General features: G+C 65.1%; 14 protein-coding genes and 1 CRISPR repeat array (1 of these 15 running past the window's edge). Of the genes, 4 read left to right on the plus strand and 10 right to left on the minus strand.

The window, feature by feature from the left end; translation table 11 throughout:
* The gene (locus QLQ85_RS07425; protein WP_282738406.1) at positions 1 to 285 is read right to left on the minus strand and encodes a hypothetical protein; all 285 of its coding nucleotides are present in this window, start codon (positions 283 to 285) and stop codon (positions 1 to 3) included.
* 209 nt (positions 286 to 494) lie between these two features.
* On the opposite strand from QLQ85_RS07425, the gene QLQ85_RS07430 reads away from it, so the two are divergent.
* Positions 495 to 866, plus strand: a complete 372-nt coding sequence (locus tag QLQ85_RS07430; protein ID WP_282738407.1) for a DUF6746 family protein — start codon at positions 495 to 497, stop codon at positions 864 to 866.
* Positions 867 to 1023: 157 nt separating this feature from the next.
* Positions 1024 to 1701 (plus strand): GntR family transcriptional regulator, encoded by a 678-nt coding sequence (locus QLQ85_RS07435; RefSeq protein ID WP_102628116.1) that lies wholly within the window; start codon positions 1024 to 1026, stop codon positions 1699 to 1701.
* Positions 1702 to 1754: 53 nt separating this feature from the next.
* Here the strand turns inward: QLQ85_RS07435 and QLQ85_RS07440 are convergent, their stop codons facing one another.
* From QLQ85_RS07440 to QLQ85_RS07470, 7 genes are all read right to left on the minus strand, one after another.
* The gene (locus tag QLQ85_RS07440) at positions 1755 to 3074 is read right to left on the minus strand and encodes a TRAP transporter large permease (protein WP_282738408.1); all 1320 of its coding nucleotides are present in this window, start codon (positions 3072 to 3074) and stop codon (positions 1755 to 1757) included.
* Entirely contained in the window at positions 3074 to 3565 is a 492-nt protein-coding gene (locus tag QLQ85_RS07445; RefSeq protein WP_282738409.1) for a TRAP transporter small permease subunit, read from the minus strand. The genes QLQ85_RS07440 and QLQ85_RS07445 overlap by 1 nt, the downstream gene beginning before the upstream one ends.
* 65 nt (positions 3566 to 3630) lie before the next feature.
* Entirely contained in the window at positions 3631 to 4677 is a 1047-nt protein-coding gene (gene dctP / locus QLQ85_RS07450; RefSeq protein ID WP_282738410.1) for a TRAP transporter substrate-binding protein DctP, read from the minus strand.
* 95 nt (positions 4678 to 4772) lie between these two features.
* Positions 4773 to 6266 carry an aldehyde dehydrogenase gene (locus QLQ85_RS07455; RefSeq protein WP_282738411.1) on the minus strand — a complete coding sequence of 498 codons (1494 nt, stop codon included), beginning with the start codon at positions 6264 to 6266 and terminating at the stop codon, positions 4773 to 4775.
* Positions 6267 to 6268: 2 nt separating this feature from the next.
* Positions 6269 to 7159 carry a dihydrodipicolinate synthase family protein gene (locus QLQ85_RS07460; protein WP_282738412.1) on the minus strand — a complete coding sequence of 297 codons (891 nt, stop codon included), beginning with the start codon at positions 7157 to 7159 and terminating at the stop codon, positions 6269 to 6271.
* A 72-nt stretch (positions 7160 to 7231) separates the two neighbouring features.
* Entirely contained in the window at positions 7232 to 8674 is a 1443-nt protein-coding gene (gene nhaC, locus QLQ85_RS07465; RefSeq protein ID WP_282738413.1) for a Na+/H+ antiporter NhaC, read from the minus strand.
* 67 nt (positions 8675 to 8741) lie between these two features.
* On the minus strand, positions 8742 to 10034 hold the full coding sequence (locus tag QLQ85_RS07470) for an NAD(P)/FAD-dependent oxidoreductase (RefSeq protein ID WP_282738414.1): 1293 nt from the start codon (positions 10032 to 10034) through the stop codon (positions 8742 to 8744).
* A 116-nt stretch (positions 10035 to 10150) separates the two neighbouring features.
* Between QLQ85_RS07470 and QLQ85_RS07475 the strand changes: the two genes are divergently transcribed.
* Both QLQ85_RS07475 and QLQ85_RS07480 read left to right on the plus strand, forming a co-directional pair.
* The gene (locus QLQ85_RS07475) at positions 10151 to 11086 is read left to right on the plus strand and encodes a 4-hydroxyproline epimerase (protein ID WP_282738415.1); all 936 of its coding nucleotides are present in this window, start codon (positions 10151 to 10153) and stop codon (positions 11084 to 11086) included.
* 520 nt (positions 11087 to 11606) lie between these two features.
* Positions 11607 to 13154, plus strand: a complete 1548-nt coding sequence (locus tag QLQ85_RS07480) for an alkaline phosphatase D family protein (protein WP_282738416.1) — start codon at positions 11607 to 11609, stop codon at positions 13152 to 13154.
* A gap of 68 nt (positions 13155 to 13222) precedes the next feature.
* On the opposite strand, the gene QLQ85_RS07485 is transcribed toward QLQ85_RS07480, so the two are convergent.
* Positions 13223 to 13813: a DUF4202 domain-containing protein gene (locus QLQ85_RS07485; RefSeq protein ID WP_282738417.1), complete on the minus strand. Its 591-nt coding sequence runs from the start codon at positions 13811 to 13813 to the stop codon at positions 13223 to 13225.
* A gap of 76 nt (positions 13814 to 13889) precedes the next feature.
* A complete protein-coding gene (locus QLQ85_RS07490) occupies positions 13890 to 14711 on the minus strand; it encodes a CmcJ/NvfI family oxidoreductase (protein ID WP_282738418.1) in 822 nt (273 codons plus the stop codon).
* A gap of 1048 nt (positions 14712 to 15759) precedes the next feature.
* Positions 15760 to 16814: direct repeats of the CRISPR family, unit length 33 nt; unit sequence GTTTCTATCCGCACGGCCCGGGCGGGCCGCGAC (it continues 1900 nt past the right edge of the window).

Here is a 16814-nt window from a genome sequence, read left to right on the forward strand (position 1 = left end):
TCAGCGGCGACCCGCGTGCCGCCAGCGCCAGGCGCCCAGCGCCGGTGCCGGCACCTCGTCCAGCTCGCCCTTGAGGTACTGCTCGGTGGTCAGCAGGAACAGGCGGCGGAAGAGGTCATGGATCGCCTCCTCGCGCCGGAGCTGCAGCAGCTCGAGTTCTTCCGCCGAGAGGTGGGGGTCGCGACGGGGATACTCCCAGGCCACCCGCACGGAGCCCGAGCTGGCATCGCAGATCTGCAGGGTCGGATTGGAGCCCTTGAGTCCGGTATTGATGCGGTACGGCATGCTGTCCTCCTTGATCACTCCTTCAAATGACAACAATTATCATTTGCAACTAGCAATCTAGGCGCCGTGCCGTGCCTTGTCAAACCCTGCGCCAGATCAACGAAACCGCTCGAGGGAGCGCCTTTCCGGACGCGGCGCTTGCGGCGGGTGGGGGGAAGGGATAGCCTTTGAATGCTAATCACTATCATTTGCATGAGAGACCCCATCCCATGAAGCAATCGATCACCACCCTGCTGCTCGCCGGCCTGCTGGCCACCACCGCCGCCCAGGCCGAGGAGCGTACCGACCACTTCGAGGGCGAAACCTCCGCGACGCTCGAGCAGGCCGTCACCAACTTCTCCGCGACCAACCGGCAACTGGCCGAGCTGCTCGCCCAGCCGGAGCTCGAGACGAGCGACCTCGGCACCATCCACGAACTCACCTACACCCTCGAGAACGCCCTCGAAAAGATCAAAGAAGAGACGGCCGACATGGCCATCGCCCTGGAAGAGGTCCACCAGGGCTCGGAGACCGGTGACGTCGAGCGCGTACGCGCCAACGGCGAGACCTACCTCGGCGCCGCCCAGACGCTGGTGCCGTGACCCGCCCCGCCGCGGTGCCACCACCGGCACCGCGGCGATCTCCCGGCCCGCCAGGCCCCCCGACCGGCGCCCGCGCCATGGGCTACCAGGTGCAGACAGCCAAGCCAACTTTTCGTATACTTTATGCAATCATGACGAAAAATTGGAACCGACAAGCATGTACAAGACTCGTGCGCAATTCGTTACCAACGACCTGCGACGGCGAATCCTCAGCGGCGAATTCCAGGGCGGTGCCCAGTTACGCCAGGATGGTCTGGCCAGCGACTACGACGTCAGCCGTATCCCGGTACGCGAGGCCCTGCTGAACCTGGAAGCCGAGGGGCTGGTCGAGTTCATTCCCCATAGGGGGGCCTTCGCCACCGAGCTGTCGGTGGACACCATACGCGAGCTGTTCGACCTGCGCGTACTGCTGGAGAGCTACCTGCTGGAGCGCGCCATCCCCAACATGACCGAGGACAGCCTCACTACTGCCGCACATGTCCTCGCCGAGTACGATGCGGCCCTGGACAGCGGCAGCCAGATCGATAACTGGAGCGAGTACAACTTCGCTTTCCACAAGGCGCTGTACGCCCCCGCCTCGTTGCCCGAGACGATGAGCATGGTGACCCACCTCAACACTAAGTCGGACCGCTACATCCGCATGCAGCTGCTGTATACCAAGGGCATCGAGAAAGCCGAACGCGAGCACCACGCGCTGCTGGACCTATGCCGCGAGCGCAAGGCCAAGGAAGCCTGCGAGCTGCTGCGTCAACATATCCTCGGCGCCTGCGAAGGCATCGCGACGCTGCTGGAGCAGCAGCAATTGGAGAGCGCGGCCGGTGCCGATCAGCGCTGATGGGGCACGACGCTCGATGACATCGAACGTCGTACGTCATGGCCTCAGCGGGGTCAGAACCCGACGACCCTGTCGGGCAACCACGTGGCAATGGCCGGGAAGGACGCGACGATGGCCAGAGTCAGCAACTGCGCCATGATGAAGGGGACGACCCCGCGGCACATCTGCCCATAGGTGATATCGGCAGGCGCTATCGACTTCAAGTAGAAGATGGAGGACGCCATGGGCGGTGTCAGGTAGCTCGTCTGTATCGTCACCAGCACCATCACGGCAAACCATATCGGATCGATGCCGAGGCTGCGGACAATCGGAGTGAAGATCGGTACGCAGATCAGTACGATCGAGGTCCAGTCCAGCACGAAGCCAAGCACGAATGTCACCGCGAGAAAGAACAGGATCACGCTCAACTGCCCCCCGCCGAGGCTCTCGGCGATCTCCGCCACCATCCTGTCGCCGCCATTGACGGCGAAGATACCGGTGAACATGGTGCCGCCGGCGACGATCAGCAGGATCATCGCGGTGATTCTCACCGTCATGGCGAGGGAGTCGTTCAGCGACCTGGCACTCAACCCGCCATTGATCAGGGACAGGATCAGTGCCCCCGCCACACCAACAGCCGCCGCCTCCGTCGGAGAGGCGATGCCACCGAGCAACGACCCCAGCACGGCAATCATCAGCATGATCGGCGGCACCAGGGCCTTGAACGTTATGCCGAGCTTCTCCCCGAGTGGACGCTCGACGTCCTGCGTGGTGACGGCAGGCCCGTCCTGGGGCCGGAGCAGGCATCGTCCAAGCACATACAGGGCGAACAGGGACAGCATGATCAAGCCAGGGAAGATGATGGCGGCGAACAATGCACCGATGGAGAGCTGAGCCAGAGCCGCGTATACCACGACGATGACCGTCGGTGGAATGATCGTCCCAAGCGACCCGCCCGCGCATATGGTCCCCGAGATCAAGGCGTTGTTGTATCGATAGGCCTGCATCGCCGGGATCGCCATCAACCCGATCATGATCTCCACCGCGCCGACCACGCCCGATGCCGCGGCAAACACTGCCGCCATCGCGATGGTCGTCAATGAAAGACCACCGGGCAACTTGCCCATCCACATCTGGATGGCATCGAACAGGTTCTTGGCGATCCCCGACTTCTCGAGTATCGCCCCCATCAGCACGAACAGCGGGATGGAGGAAAGCACATAGTTGGATGCCGCACTATAAATACTGCCATATAGTTGCTGAAACACCATCGGACCAAAGGCAAACCAGCCTGCCATCACCGATATGACAGCCAATGAAAAAGCAATGGGAATTCCCAGGAATATCATCAGGAACAGCCCGGGAAACATCAAGGCGGCTATCATTATATCCATCAGCGCTGCTCTCCCGAGGCATTTTCTCTCTGCAGGAAGCGAACACCCTGCACCACGATCTGCAAGGTGAAGATCGTCAGCCCGACGGCGATCACCGAGTAGAAAGGCCACATCTTCGGCGCCCAGATGCTGACGGTTTCCACCTCACCGGACGTCAGCGCCCTGGCGGCGCGGTGCCAGCCATACCAGGCCATGCAAGACATGATGGGAGCAACCATCCCCAGATAGACAACAGCATTGATCGATCGAGAGATACGAGCAGAAAATCTTTGGCTGAGAAAATCGACACGGACATGGCCATCTATCTTGGCAGTCCAGGCCACACCAAGCATGAATGCCGCTCCAGTGGCCATATATGACAAATCGAAGGCCCATATGGTGGATGCATTGAAAACATATCTTGCAATCACCTCATAGAGCATGGCCACCACAAGAACCAGGAATAGCACCCTACTCACTAGAGATAAAAACACAGAGGTCCTGTCGATCAACTTTATTATCATGTTCCCCCCATGACCGGACAGGAGGCCTGACAAGGCCTCCTTCTCACGAAGTGTCATTCTTTTATCAAGTAGTTACTTTCCGATATCCAGAGGTCACGATAGGCCAAATAATCTTCGAGAACTTCCGCCATCATGGGCCTGCCATTGCTAGCCTCTTCCTGCGCCTTCTTAGTGATCCAGTCGCGACCGCTGTTACCTAGATCATCGACGAATTCACTTTCCAGCGTAATGACTTCATTCCTTCCCGAGCGATAATCCACCATCGCTTCTCTATCATGACGATAGAAATAGCTAAGGCCTTCATAAGTCGTTAACTTGGCCGCCGCCTCCAGCAATGGTTTCAGTTCTTCTGGGAGTTGATCCCATGTTTCTTGCTTCACCACCACTTCCCATAGGAATGTCGGTTGGTGAACGCCGGGAACCACAATGTACTTGGCAGCCTCGTGAAAGCCTTCCGGCAAGTTGCCGGAGGGTGTTGCCCACTCGACGGCATCGACTCCTTTTCTCTGCAACAACGTATAGGTATCACCGGGAGGAACGACGGTAGGCACCGCATTGTAATAGCCCTTCATGACTTCAGCCCAAGGGCCGGACGTTCTATATTTCAGCCCGTCAAGGTCTTCTGCCCCCCTGATCGGCACATTAGAGTGCGCAAATATTTCGGAAGACCCAATACCTACGATAAGAGAATGCAGCCCTTCACTTTCTCGAAGCTCTCTTAGCTTTTCCTGGCCATCCCCTTCATATATCCAGTTGATATAGGCCTCCGGCCCCATCCCGCCTGGAAATCCAGAAAATATGGCATTGACAGGATTCTGATTCACTAGATAACTGGGCGTTGAATGACCAGCCTCTACGGTCCCTTCCTTGACCGCATCATAGACTTGCAAGGCCGGCACAATGACACCCGCTCCAAAAGGCCTGATGTCGACTCGACTCTCGGTGAGGGTGGCGACATTATCGGAAAATCTCTCCAGAAAGTTTTCGTAGTAGGGGGAGCCCGCAGGCACCGATGTCGGTACCCGCCACGTCACCTCCGCCGCGATGGCATGGGTGCTGACGACGGCGGCCGCCGCCAGGGCTGCTACTGCTGTTTTCATTGTTCTCATTGTCTGTTTACCTCGTCGTTCTTCTTGATTCAGCCAGGGCTGCCCGACCGCCAACCGCCACGGCCGGGCCCCGAGGCGCGGAAGGGTCAGTTCACGTACCACACCGTCTTGGTCTGCACGTACTGCTCGAAGGCTTCCAGCCCGTTGTCGCGCCCACCGAAACCGGAGAGCTTGTAGCCGCCGAACGGGGTGGTAATGTCACCTTCGGAGAAACCGTTCACCGAGACGGTGCCGGCGCGGATACCGAATGCCATGCGCTGGGCGCGCTTGATGTCAGCGGTATAGAGCGAGGCCGCCAGCCCGTAGGCGGTGTCGTTAGCTAGTTGCAGGGCTTCCTCCTCGCTGTCGAAGACGGTCACCGCCAGCAGCGGACCGAACACCTCCTCCCGGAACAAGCGCATGGCGGGGGTCACGTCGGCGTAGATGGTCGGCTCCACGAACCAGCCGCTGCCCTGTGCGAGGGTCCGGCCGCCGTGAACCAAGCTGGCACCCTCTTCCCTGGCGGATTCGAGGAAGCCACGCACCTTGTCGAAGTGCACCTGCTCGATCATCGGGCCGATACGCGTGTCGGGATCGGTGGGATCACCGACCTTCCAGGCCGCGAGCCCGGCGACCAGCTTCTCGATCAGGGCGCCCTGGATGCTGCGCTCGACGATCAGCCGCGAACCGCAACTGCAGTTCTCGCCCATGTTCCAGAAAGCGGCGCTGAGCACGTCATCGACGATGGCATCCAGATCCGGCACGTCGGCGAACACGACCTGGGGGCTCTTGCCACCGCACTCGAGGACGATCTCCTTGAGATTGCTGCGCGCGGAATACTCGAGGAACTTGCGCCCGACCTCCGTGGAGCCGGTGAAGGACACCACATCCACGTCAGGATGCAGGCCCAGCGGCTGGCCGGTATCCTCGCCGTGGCCGGTCACCAGAAGCAGTGCCGACGCCGGCACGCCGGCCTGGTGGGCCAGTTGCACCATGCGGTAGGCGCTCATCGAGGTCTGCTCCGCCGGCTTGACGATCACCGAGTTGCCGCTGGCCAGGGCGGGGCCGACCTTCCAAGCGAACATCTGGGCCGGGAAGTTCCAGGGCAGCACGGCGCCCACCACGCCGATGGGTTCCTTGACGATCAGGCCCAGCGCATCACCGCCGGTGGGGGCAACCTTGCCGTAGAGTTTGTCGACGGCCTCGGCATACCAGGCCAGGGTATTGAGGGTCTCGGGAATATCGGTCTCACGACATTCGGTGATCGGCTTGCCACCATCGATGCAGTCCAGCGCCGCCAGCTCCTCGGCATGCTGGTCGAGCAAGGCCACCCAGCGCAGCATGACCCGCTTGCGCTCCGCGGGCGCCAGCCGTGACCACTCGCCGGCGACGAAGCCGGCTCGGGCGGTGCGCACGGCGGTGTCAACGATCTCGGCACTGCCATGGGCCACCTGGCCGATTTCCGAGCCATCATGCGGCGCTAGGGTGGCGAAGCTCGGCGGCACTTCCGGCTGCAGGCCGGGCACCAGGTGACCGGCCCATAGCCGGCTTTCACGGGCACGTGCGAAGACCTGCTCCACCGTCAGAGGTTGATTGCTCATGGTTACGCTCCCTGTTGCTTGGTCTCGAACGCGTCCAGGGCATCGAGGAATGCCTGGGCAGCGTCTGGCGAGAGAGGGCGAAGCGGCGGGCGCACCTCACCGGCGTCGACGCCGTGGCGGCGGCAACCCAGCTTGGCCTTCTGGTTGTAGTCGGCCGCCTCCATGTTCTGGATCGCCGGCAGCATGTCGCGCATCAGGTCGCGCACCCGATGCCAGTCTTCACGCCTGGCGGCTTCGAGCATGCCGACCTGCTCGGCGGGGAAGACGTTGGCGCCACCGCTGATCCAGGAGCGCGCGCCCCAGAACAGGTAGTCGGCGGCCTGGTCGTCGGAGCCGCAGACGACCTGGAACGCCGGCCCGGCCATTTGCATCAGCGCCAGGGCACGGGTGAAGTCACCGCTGCTCTCCTTGATGCCGATGATCCCTGGTAGCCGCGCCAGGCTGGCGACGGTCTCCAGTTCGAGATTCACCCCGGTTCGGGCGGGGAAGTTGTAGAGGACGATCGGCAGGTCCGTGGCCGCCGCCACGTCGCGGTAGTGCGCGATGACTTCTGCCTGGTTGGGCAGGCTATACGCCGGTGGCGCCAACATCAGTGCCTGATAGCCCAAGGCCTCGGCCTGCTCCGCACGCTCGATCGCCGCGGCGGTGGAGAGCGAGTTGATCCCGGCGATCGCCAGTGCCTGGTCACCCAGCGACTCGCGCACGGTGCGCAGGACCGCCTCGCGCTCCTGCTCATCGAGGGCGTAGTACTCGCCGGTGGTGCCACAGGCGACGATGCCGCGTACACCGGCGTCCATGAATCGGGCGACCAATGCCCGTAGTCCCTCCAGGTCCACTCGCCCCTGGGCATCGAAGGGAGTGACGATCGGTACCAATACACCATCGAGTTGCATAAATGTCGCTTCCTGTCTTAGTGAGTCGTCCTGATGAGCCGTCTTGGTGAGCCGTCCTGGCAAATGAGTCGCTCAGGAGTTGGCCGTCGAGATTGCGGCGCGGGAAGGTGCGTCTTGCGTGTCGGCACTGCTCGCCGTGCGCCAGATGGCGATATTGGCGAAGCCGTAGAACAGCGAGATCAGGATCACCAGCATGTGGTACCAGAGGAACGGCAGGTAACCGAGGGTGGAGACCCCGAGGGTGGTGGCCATGAATACCCCGCCATCGGTCCAGGGCACCATCGGCGTGGTGATGGTGCCGCCGGCCTCGGCATTGCGTGACAGCACACGGCGATCGATGCCCTGCTGGTCGTAGTTCTTCTCGGTGATGGTGCTGGCCGTGATCAGTGAGACATAGGCCGCGCCGCCGAAGAAGTTGCCGAAGAAGCCGCCCAGCATGGTGGAAACCGTCAGCCGGCCGGGGTTGTTGGCCCAGCGCAGGAAGCCGTTGCAGATCGCCTGCAGCACGCCGACTCGCTCCATCAGGCCGCCGAGGCCCAGGGCGAACAGGATCAGCGCGATCACACCCAGCATCGATTCGATGCCGCCGCGGTTGAGCAGGGTATTGAGGAAGTCGACGTCCGACTGCATCGCATTGCCCACATAGGCGATGCGCACCGCGTCCAGCAGCTCGACGCCCTGAGCCAGCCAGGCGCAGACCGCCCCCATCACCGCCCCCAGGGTGATCACCGGTACGGCGGGATAGCGGCGTATCAGCAGGGCGATGACCACCGCCGCCGGCAGCAGCAGCCAGCCATTGATGGTGAAGTGGGCATTCAGCGCCTGCATGGCCTGCTCGGCGCGCTGGATATCGGCGCCCTCCTTGACGTAGAAGAAGCCGACCACCAGGAACAGCAAGGCGGCGATCAGGGCCGCCGGCCCGCTGACCAGCGACATGGAGCGGATATGGTCGACCAGGCTGACCTTGCACAGCGATGCCGTCATCACCGTGGTGTCCGACAGCGGAGACATCTTGTCGCCGACGTAAGCACCGGAGATCACCGCACCGGCCACCAGGGGCAACGGGATGCCGAAGCTGTAGCCGATCCCCATCATCGCCACCCCGGCGGTACCGGCGGTGCCGAAGGAGGTGCCGGTGGACAGGGAGGTGATGGCGCAGATCAGGAAGGCCGCGCAGAGGAAGATCTGCGGGTTCATCACCGTGAGGCCGTAATAGATGATGCTCGGCACGATGCCGCCGGCGATCCAGGTGCCGATCAGGGCACCCACGGTGATCAGCACCAGCACCGCTTCCATGCCGTTATGGATGCCGTCGATCAGCCCCTTCTGCATGCCGTCGTAGGAGAGCCCCAGCCTCAGCCCCAACGCCATCACCAGGAACCAGGAGGTGAACAGGGCCAGTTGAATGGGGAGATCGAAGACATTGATGTACAGGAACATGATGGCGATGAAACCGATCATCAGCGCCAGCACTTCCTGCATGGTGGGTAGTCGGGTCGCTTGCCTTTCCTTCATGGTTCTCTCCGGTTGTTGTTGTACCGCCTATGAATGAATTGGCTGCCGGAACACCTTTCCGGCCATGTCAGGCAAAGCGTCCCAGGCGATAAGGCGCCAGGGACGGCAATGCCGAATCGATCGTGTCGTCGTGGAAATGGCGCACCAGGCGCGCGGTAATGGCCGCCTGGGTCAGGCCGAGGTGGTGGTGACCGAACGCCAGCCATACCCGGCCTTGCGGGCCGACCCGGTCGATGACCGGCAAGGAGTCGGGCAGCGAGGGCCGAAAGCCCATCCAGGGAGTGGCTTCCTCGGTATTCAAGGGGCACTGGAACAGTCCTTGCGCCAGCCGCTCGAGTTGCCACGCGCGCTGCATGTTCGGTGGTCGTTGCAGGCCGGCGAATTCCACCGTACCGGCCAGCCGCAGCCCCTCCGCCATCGGCGTCATGATGAAGCGCCGCTCCAGGGAGGTGATGGCGACCGGCAGGCGCGCGACCTCCCGCGGCAACATCAGGTGGTAGCCACGCTCGGTGTCCAGCGGCACACGCCTGCCACACAACCCAGAAACGAGCGGGGCGGAGTGGGCACCGGCCGCTACCAGCACCTGTGGCACCGTCAAGGTTCCCTCGGACGTTTCGAGCCGTACGCCCTCCTCGCTGGCCCGCGCCGACGCCACCTTGCAGGTCGAGAAGCGCACCCCCTGCCGTTCGGCCGCTGCGCAAAGCGCCAACACCACCTGGTGGGGATCGCTGACATGGCCGGTGGCCGGGAAGAACAGCCCGCCCTGCACCTTTTCCGTCAGGGCCGGCACCTGGCTCAATACCGCCTGGCGCGACAGCCGCTCGACCGGCACCCCCTGGGCTTGCATGCACCGGGCCGCGGCCTCCAGCGCCTCGGTCGTCTCCGGGCGTTCATGGATCAGCAGCGAGCCCTCGTCCTTGAGCAGCTCGCGCCTGCCGATGCTGTCGAGCAACGCCTGCCAGGCCGGCAGGCTGGCTTCGTTCAGCGCACGGAGTCCCGCCGTGCTGGCCTGGTAGGGAGCCTGGCGCAGGTTCCACAACAGCTTCACGAACCAGGGCATGGCCCTGGGCAGGTAGCGCCAGTCCAGGCGCAACGGCCCCAAGGGGTCGAGCAACATGCCGGGAATCCGCTTCAGCAGGCCGGCATCGGCGATCGGGAAGACCTGCTCGGTGGCCATATGACCGGCATTGCCGTAGGAAGCCCCCCGCCCCGGCGCCTGGCGATCCAGCACCAGGACCTTCATCCCGGCGCGTGCCAGTTCCAGCGCACAGGCGGCGCCGACGATGCCTGCACCGATCACGGCGATATCCGCTGCCGGCCGGTCGGTGGTGGTTGTCGGGGTGGTGGCTGAGGCCATCATCGGGGGCTCTCCATCTCGCGCTCCGTTGATTGTATAAAATATAAAATCTATATTGGCAAGTATCGAGAACCGGCTCCCCGACGGAATCACCCCACCTCAAAGAGGACGGCAGGCACATGAAACGAATCCAGGTCATCGACTCCCATACCGGAGGTGAACCCACCCGCCTGGTGCTGGATGGCTTCCCCGACGTGGGCCACGGCACCATGGCCGAACGCCTGGCCACCCTGCGCGACCACCACGACCACTGGCGCCGCGCCTGCATGCTGGAACCGCGCGGACACGACGTACTGGTCGGCGCCCTGCTCTGCCCCGCGGCGAGCGAAGACGCCACCTGCGGCGTGATCTTCTTCAACAACAGCGGCTACCTGGGCATGTGCGGCCATGGCACCATCGGCGTGGTGGCTTCATTGGCCCATCTCGGCAAGATCAAGCCCGGCCGGCACCGCATCGATACCCCGGTCGGCACGGTGGAGGCCACGTTGCACGAGGATGGCGAGGTGACGGTGCGCAACGTACCGGCCTACCGCCACCGCCAGGCCGTGACCCTGGACGTACCGGGCCATGGCCGCGTGACGGGCGATATCGCCTGGGGCGGGAACTGGTTCTTCCTGATCGCAGAGCATGGCCAGCGCATCGCGCTGGACAACGTGGAGGGCCTGACCGACTACGCCTGGGCGGTACGCCAAGCGTTGGAGGGGGAGGGAATCACGGGAGAGGATGGCGGCATCATCGACCATATCGAAATGTTCGCCGATGACCCGCGGGCGGACAGCCGCAACTTCGTGCTGTGCCCGGGGAAGGCCTACGACCGCTCCCCTTGCGGCACCGGCACCAGTGCCAAGCTGGCCTGCCTGGCGGCAGACGGCAAACTGAGCCCCGGCACGGTCTGGCACCAGGCCAGCATCACCGGCAGCGAGTTCCAGGGGTACTACGAGTTAGAGGGCGACAGGATCCGGCCCTACGTCCGTGGCCGCGCCCATATCAGTGCCGAGGCCACGCTGGTCATCGACCCGGACGACCCGTTCGCCTGGGGGATCACCGGCGACTAGCCGCCTTCCACCACAAGGCACTGGCCCGGGAGGGCTCGGCTCCACCGGCCTGGTGGCCTTCCACTTATGTCGCATTGTCGCCGCCGGCCTGAACCAACATCCTACCCGCCAGCTTGAGCACATAAAAAAGGCCCCCCGAAGGGGACCAGGTGGAGCACGCCAGCTCACGCTTTGTCTCGCCGCCGCCACAGCGGCGAGCCTGCCAAAGACAATGCGAATCCCGCGCCAGACTGCACAAACAACATCAATAACAATGGCTTGCCAATAACTACAATACCTGGCGGCCTGGATTTCGCAACGCCTTTCCCTCATATTGCACCACAGCAGCGCCTTCCGGTCGCGGCGTGCGCCATCCCGGCGCCGCCCGACAACGCCGCCTTCCGGCCACCCTTCGGCCTGCCCGGCTTTCGCCCATTGCCCACCTACTCGACATCGATCCGAGCTGTCATGTCGCTGCCAAGCCACTGTCATGGCGCCCTGCCAGGATGCATGGGTCTTCCCCCATCCTCAGGAGCTAGCCATGCACTTGACGCGACGGAATCTGTTGAGCCTGGGCCTGAAGGGCGATGCCGCCCTGGGCGCCACCCTGGCCGCGCCCTCCATCATCCTGGCCGAGAGCCGCCGCCCCGTGATCACCGCCGGCGTGATGAGCGGCGACATGCTCGCCGACCGCGCCATGCTCTGGTCGCGCGTCGACCGGCCGGCCCGGATGTTGATCGAGATCGCCGACAACCCCGAGTTCCGGGGGGCTCGCCGGCTGCTCGGCCCCGAGGCCCTGCCGGTCACCGGCCTGACCGCCAAGCTCGACGCCACCGGCCTGGCCGGCATGGACACCGCCCACTATCGGGTCCGCTTCGAGGCGCTGGACGACCGCCGCGCCGTCAGCGAGCCGGTCACCGGCCAGCTGCGCCTGCCCCCGGCGACCCGCCGCGACGTGCGTTTCGTCTGGTCCGGCGACACCGCCGGCCAGGGTTGGGGAATCGACGAATCCCGCGGTGGCATGACCACCTACGACACCATGCTGCGCCAGCGGCCCGACTTCTTCATCCACTCCGGCGACACCGTCTACGCCGATGGCCCCCTGAAGGAGAGCGTGGCGCTGCCCGATGGCGAGCTGTGGCGCAACCTGGTGACACCCGCCAAGGCCAAGGTGGCCGAGACCCTGGACGAGTTCCGCGGCCAGCACGCCTACAACCTGCTCGACGTCAACGTGCGCCGCTTCAATGCCGCCGTGCCCATGCTCGCCCAGTGGGACGACCACGAGGCCGTCAACAACTGGTACCCCGGCGAGATCCTCGACGACGACCGCTACACCGAGAAGAACGTCTCGCTGCTCGCCGCCCGCGCCCGGCGCGCCTTCCACGAATACATGCCGCTGCGCCAACGCCCCGAGGCCCCCGGGCGGATCCATCGGCACTTCGCCTACGGCCCCGGCCTGGAGATCTTCATGCTGGACATGCGCTCCCACCGCGCGGCCAACAGCCGCAACCAGCAGGCCGGCGGCGAGGAAACCACCTTCCTCGGCCAGGACCAGCTGCGCTGGCTGCGCGACGGCCTGCGCCGCTCCCGGGCGACCTGGAAGATCATCGCCTCCGACATGCCCATCGGCCTGATCGTGCGCGACGGCGACGACTTCGAGGCCATCGCCAACGACCACCACGGCGACCCCCTCGGCCGCGAGCTGGAGCTCGCCGAGCTGCTCAGGGCGATCCGCGACGACGCCATCCGCAACGTGGTGTGGCTCACCGCCGACGTGCACTACACCGCCGCCCACCACTACGCGCCGGAGCGCGCCCGCTTCCAGGAGTTCGCCCCCTTCTGGGAGTTCGTCAGCGGCCCCCTGCACGCCGGCACCTTCGGCCCGGGCGAGCTCGACGCCACCTTCGGCCCTCGGGTGGTCTTCCAGAAGGCCCCGCCCGAGGGCCGCGCCAACCTGTCACCCGCCGAGGGCTACCAGTTCTTCGGCCAGGTCGACCTGGACGGCGAGAGCGAAACCCTCACCGTCACCCTGATGGACTCGGCCGGCGAGGCGCTGCATCGGCAGGTACTCGTGCCGCAGCGGGCTTGAGGCACAGGACTTGAGGGAAGCGCATGGCCTGGGCCGGCTACCCGGTGAAGCTCCACGCAACCGCGCGGTTACCCGGCCAGGGCTTCTTCCACCAGCGCCCGCGCCTCGGGCGCCATGGGCAGCCCCAGCGCCAGCTCGTGGGCCCGCGGCGACATCTTCTTCCAGGTCTTCTGCACGATGCGGATCAGGTGGTCATGCTCCACCTGCTTCGAGAAGTCGGCGAAGTAGTTCTCCAGGAACACCAGGCAGGCGCAGTCCTCCACCGCCTGGGTGCCCTCGTCGCGCCCCAGCCCCTGCTTGCGGATCATCTGCGCCACCCGCTCGGCCTGCTCGGCCGCGTAGCCGGCCTCCTGCATCACCCGCGCCGTGGTCTCGCCGGCGCGCTTGCCCTGGTCGCGCCGCCAGGTGAGATAGCCCACCCGCCCCTCGGGGTAGTCGCCGCGCGGCACCTGCCAGCGCTGCAGGTGCTGCGCCCGCACCGCCAGCTGCACCAGCTCGTCGGGAGCCTCCATCAGCCGCTCGAGCCAGGCGCTCATCCGCCGGCCATGCCACAGCTCCAGCGGCAACGACTCGCCATCGACCTCGACGCGGCGCGGGTCCTCCGCGTGCAGGGCATCGAGGGCGGCGAGGGTCTTGTCGAAGGGGGTATCGGGGGTCATGGCACGGTTCCTTGCGATAGATGGGGCCTGCCCAGAGGGTAACAGCAACGGGGCGGCACCGCCGGGGAGCAGGAGCCTAGCCGAAGAAGGCCAGGGTGCGGACCTCGATACTCTCGCGCGGCGGGGCGCCCGGCGGCGTAGTAGGGTCCTGGAAGGCGGTGTGGGGGGTGAAGCGGGCACGGCCGTCGCGACGCGAGTCATACCCCTTGATCAGCAAGGCCTCGTCACGGCGCATATCGGGAAAATAGTACCAGCGCTGGTGCGGATGGTAGGCCAGGTGGTAGATCTCGCCGAGGCGATCCGGGTAGACCAGATCGGTGGCCAGCAGGTCGCCGGGGTCGAGCGTCGAGGCGTCCAGCAAGGCCAGCGGCGAACGCTTGACGGGCCCGCGTATCGGGCGCCACAGGTTGATCTGGGCCACCGGCACCGTCTCCAGCGCGGCGGCCTCGTCCCTGCCCAGCACGTCGCGGATACGCTCGGGGCCCGAGTGCTCGGTGTAGTCGTTATGCACACGGCAGGCCGGGCCGCGAATATCCCGCTGCTCGGCGTCGCTGCGCCGGGTGTGATCGAAGATGACGACCCGGCGCGCACCGGTCAGCTCCTTGATCAAGGCCTCGACCTCGGCATAGTAGGCGCTTTCGACCGACGCATCGTCGTAGAGATCGTCGACCGTCGTCTCCCGCCGGTGCAGCTCGAAGCCCTGCGTGTCCAGGGACAAGCCGTCCGCCAACGGACGGCCGTTGTATAGCGTGACCTCGCGCGCCTCCTGCTCGGCAAAATAGTGCGGCTCACTGTCACCGGTCAGCGCCTCGGTATGCACGTAGGGTTTCGCATCGCGCTTGACCAGATAGGTGAGTGTCGCGGTGACGCTGGCGGGCATGTCGGTCGTGCGCTGCATGTAATGCCTCCCGGTTGGCCGCATGCGGTGGGGTATCACCGTGGCGGCGCGGTAGCTTGCCTGTCGGCTCCTTCCTATCAGGTATATGGCTTCCAGCGGGCGCTTTCAAATGCGCCCGGAGGCGCATGGCCCCGGCCGGGGCGAGGGCCTCGGTCGGGGGCCATGCGGCGCGTTGTTATCCCCGAGGCCCGTGCGGGCTGCGACTTGCGCTCGAAGTCGGGCCCGTTGTAGCGGCGGGCGTTTCTATCCGCGCGGCCCGGGCGGACCACGACACCTGCTCGACGGCCTGATCAACGGCATCGACGAGTTTCTATCCGCGCGGCCCGGGCGGACCGCGACACTGCTCAACCGCCTGCACGAGTATCTGCTCACAGAGTTTCTATTCACGCGCCCCGGGTGGGCCGCGACCACGCCACTGCCTGGCGCCAGTACCTGCCGATGATGTTTCTATCCGCGCGGCTCGGGCGGACCGCGACTTGAGCCGTTCGCGGCAAGGCCAAGCGCCTGGGCGTGTTTCTATCCGCGCAGCCCGGGCGGGCCACGACCCGCCCTCAAGGCTCTCGCCCTCGATCTCGGGCGAGGTTTCTATCCGCGCGGCCCATGCGGGCCGCGACGAGGTCCTCCACCCACAGCTGGGCGGTGGTCTTGTTTCTATCCGCGCAGCCCGTGCGGGCCGCGACATTACGCAACAAGGGCTGCAGCTCATCATAGGTGGGGTTTCTATCCGCGCGGCCCGTGCGGACCGCGACATTCTCCTGGCCTCGACGGTCAATGAACATAAAAGTTTCTATCCGCGCGACCCGTGCGGGCCGCGACCCGCCGACAGCGTGCTCGAAGTGCGTGACGTGCCGTTTCTATCCGCGCGGCCCGGGCGGGCCGCGACCCAGGAGGCCTGAGCCATGCCCGACTACCCCTGTGTTTCTATCCGCGCAGCCCGGGCGGGCCGCGACCACGGACTCCGACATGGCCGAGCCGAGCGAGCGGTTTCTATCCGCGCAGCCCGGGGCTGTGACTCCACCAGGTCGATGAGCATCACCCCGCCCTTCATGTTTCTATCCGCGCGCCCCGGGCGGACCGCGACCAAATACTCGTTAAATATCCATTTGGGATAACGCCAGTTTCTATCCGCACGGCCCGAGCGGGCTGCGACACGCTGATGCTCATCACCGGGGCGCGCTGCCAGCGGTTTCTATCCACGCGGCCCAGGCGGGCCGCGACGAGCCGGTCGGCCCGGTTGCCGGCGATCCAGCCCATGTTTCTATCCGCGCGGCCCGTGCGGGCCGCGACAGCCGAGGCGTTCCCAGTGGAAGCCCATGACCTGGTTTCAATCCGCGCGACCCGAGCGGGCCGCGACGTGTTCTACAATCTGGCCATGCTGCCCGGATGGCAGTTTTTATCCGCGTGACCCGAGCGGGCCGCGACAGCTTTACAACGCCCTGAAGGTCGGCCGCTACGTGTTTCTATCCGCGCGACCCGGGCGGGCCGCGATCAGGGTGGTCAGCGTCGAACGGCGGCTGACCGTCGTTTCTATCCGTGCGACCCGGGCGGGCCGCGACGCAGCGAGGCGTTGGGCTTCTGGTGGCCGTGGTGGTTTCTATCCGCGCGGCCCGTGCGGGCCGCGACCTCTGAACATCAACGCTATCGGCAAAGGCAGCCTGTTTCTATCCGCGCGGCCCGTGCGGGCCGCGACGCGATGATCGCCACCGAGCACTACTCACCCGAGAGCGTTTCTATCCGCGCGGCCCGGGCGGGCCGCGACAGCTGCTTCTCGGTGATGTCGTCGCGCTCGAAGACGTTTCTATCCGCACGGCCCGGGCGGGCCGCGACAAGGCGGTCAGCGTGATGACTGACGAGAAAAGCGAGTTTCTATCCGCACGGCCCGGGCGGGCCGCGACTGCTCGTGGGAGGTTCTCTCCCCCTTGTCAGTGTTGTTTCTATCCGCACGGCCCGGGCGGGCCGCGACCCGTGTCCATCGAGGGCACTGGCGGCGGAGGTAGTTTCTATCCGCACGGCCCGGGCGGGCCGCGACGGCATACGGCAGGTTGTTCTGGATGTAGATCTGCGTGTTTCTATCCGCACGGCCCGGGCGGGCCGCGACTAGAG

The organism is Halomonas kalidii, from assembly GCF_030010475.1.
GTDB lineage: Bacteria > Pseudomonadota > Gammaproteobacteria > Pseudomonadales > Halomonadaceae > Halomonas > Halomonas heilongjiangensis.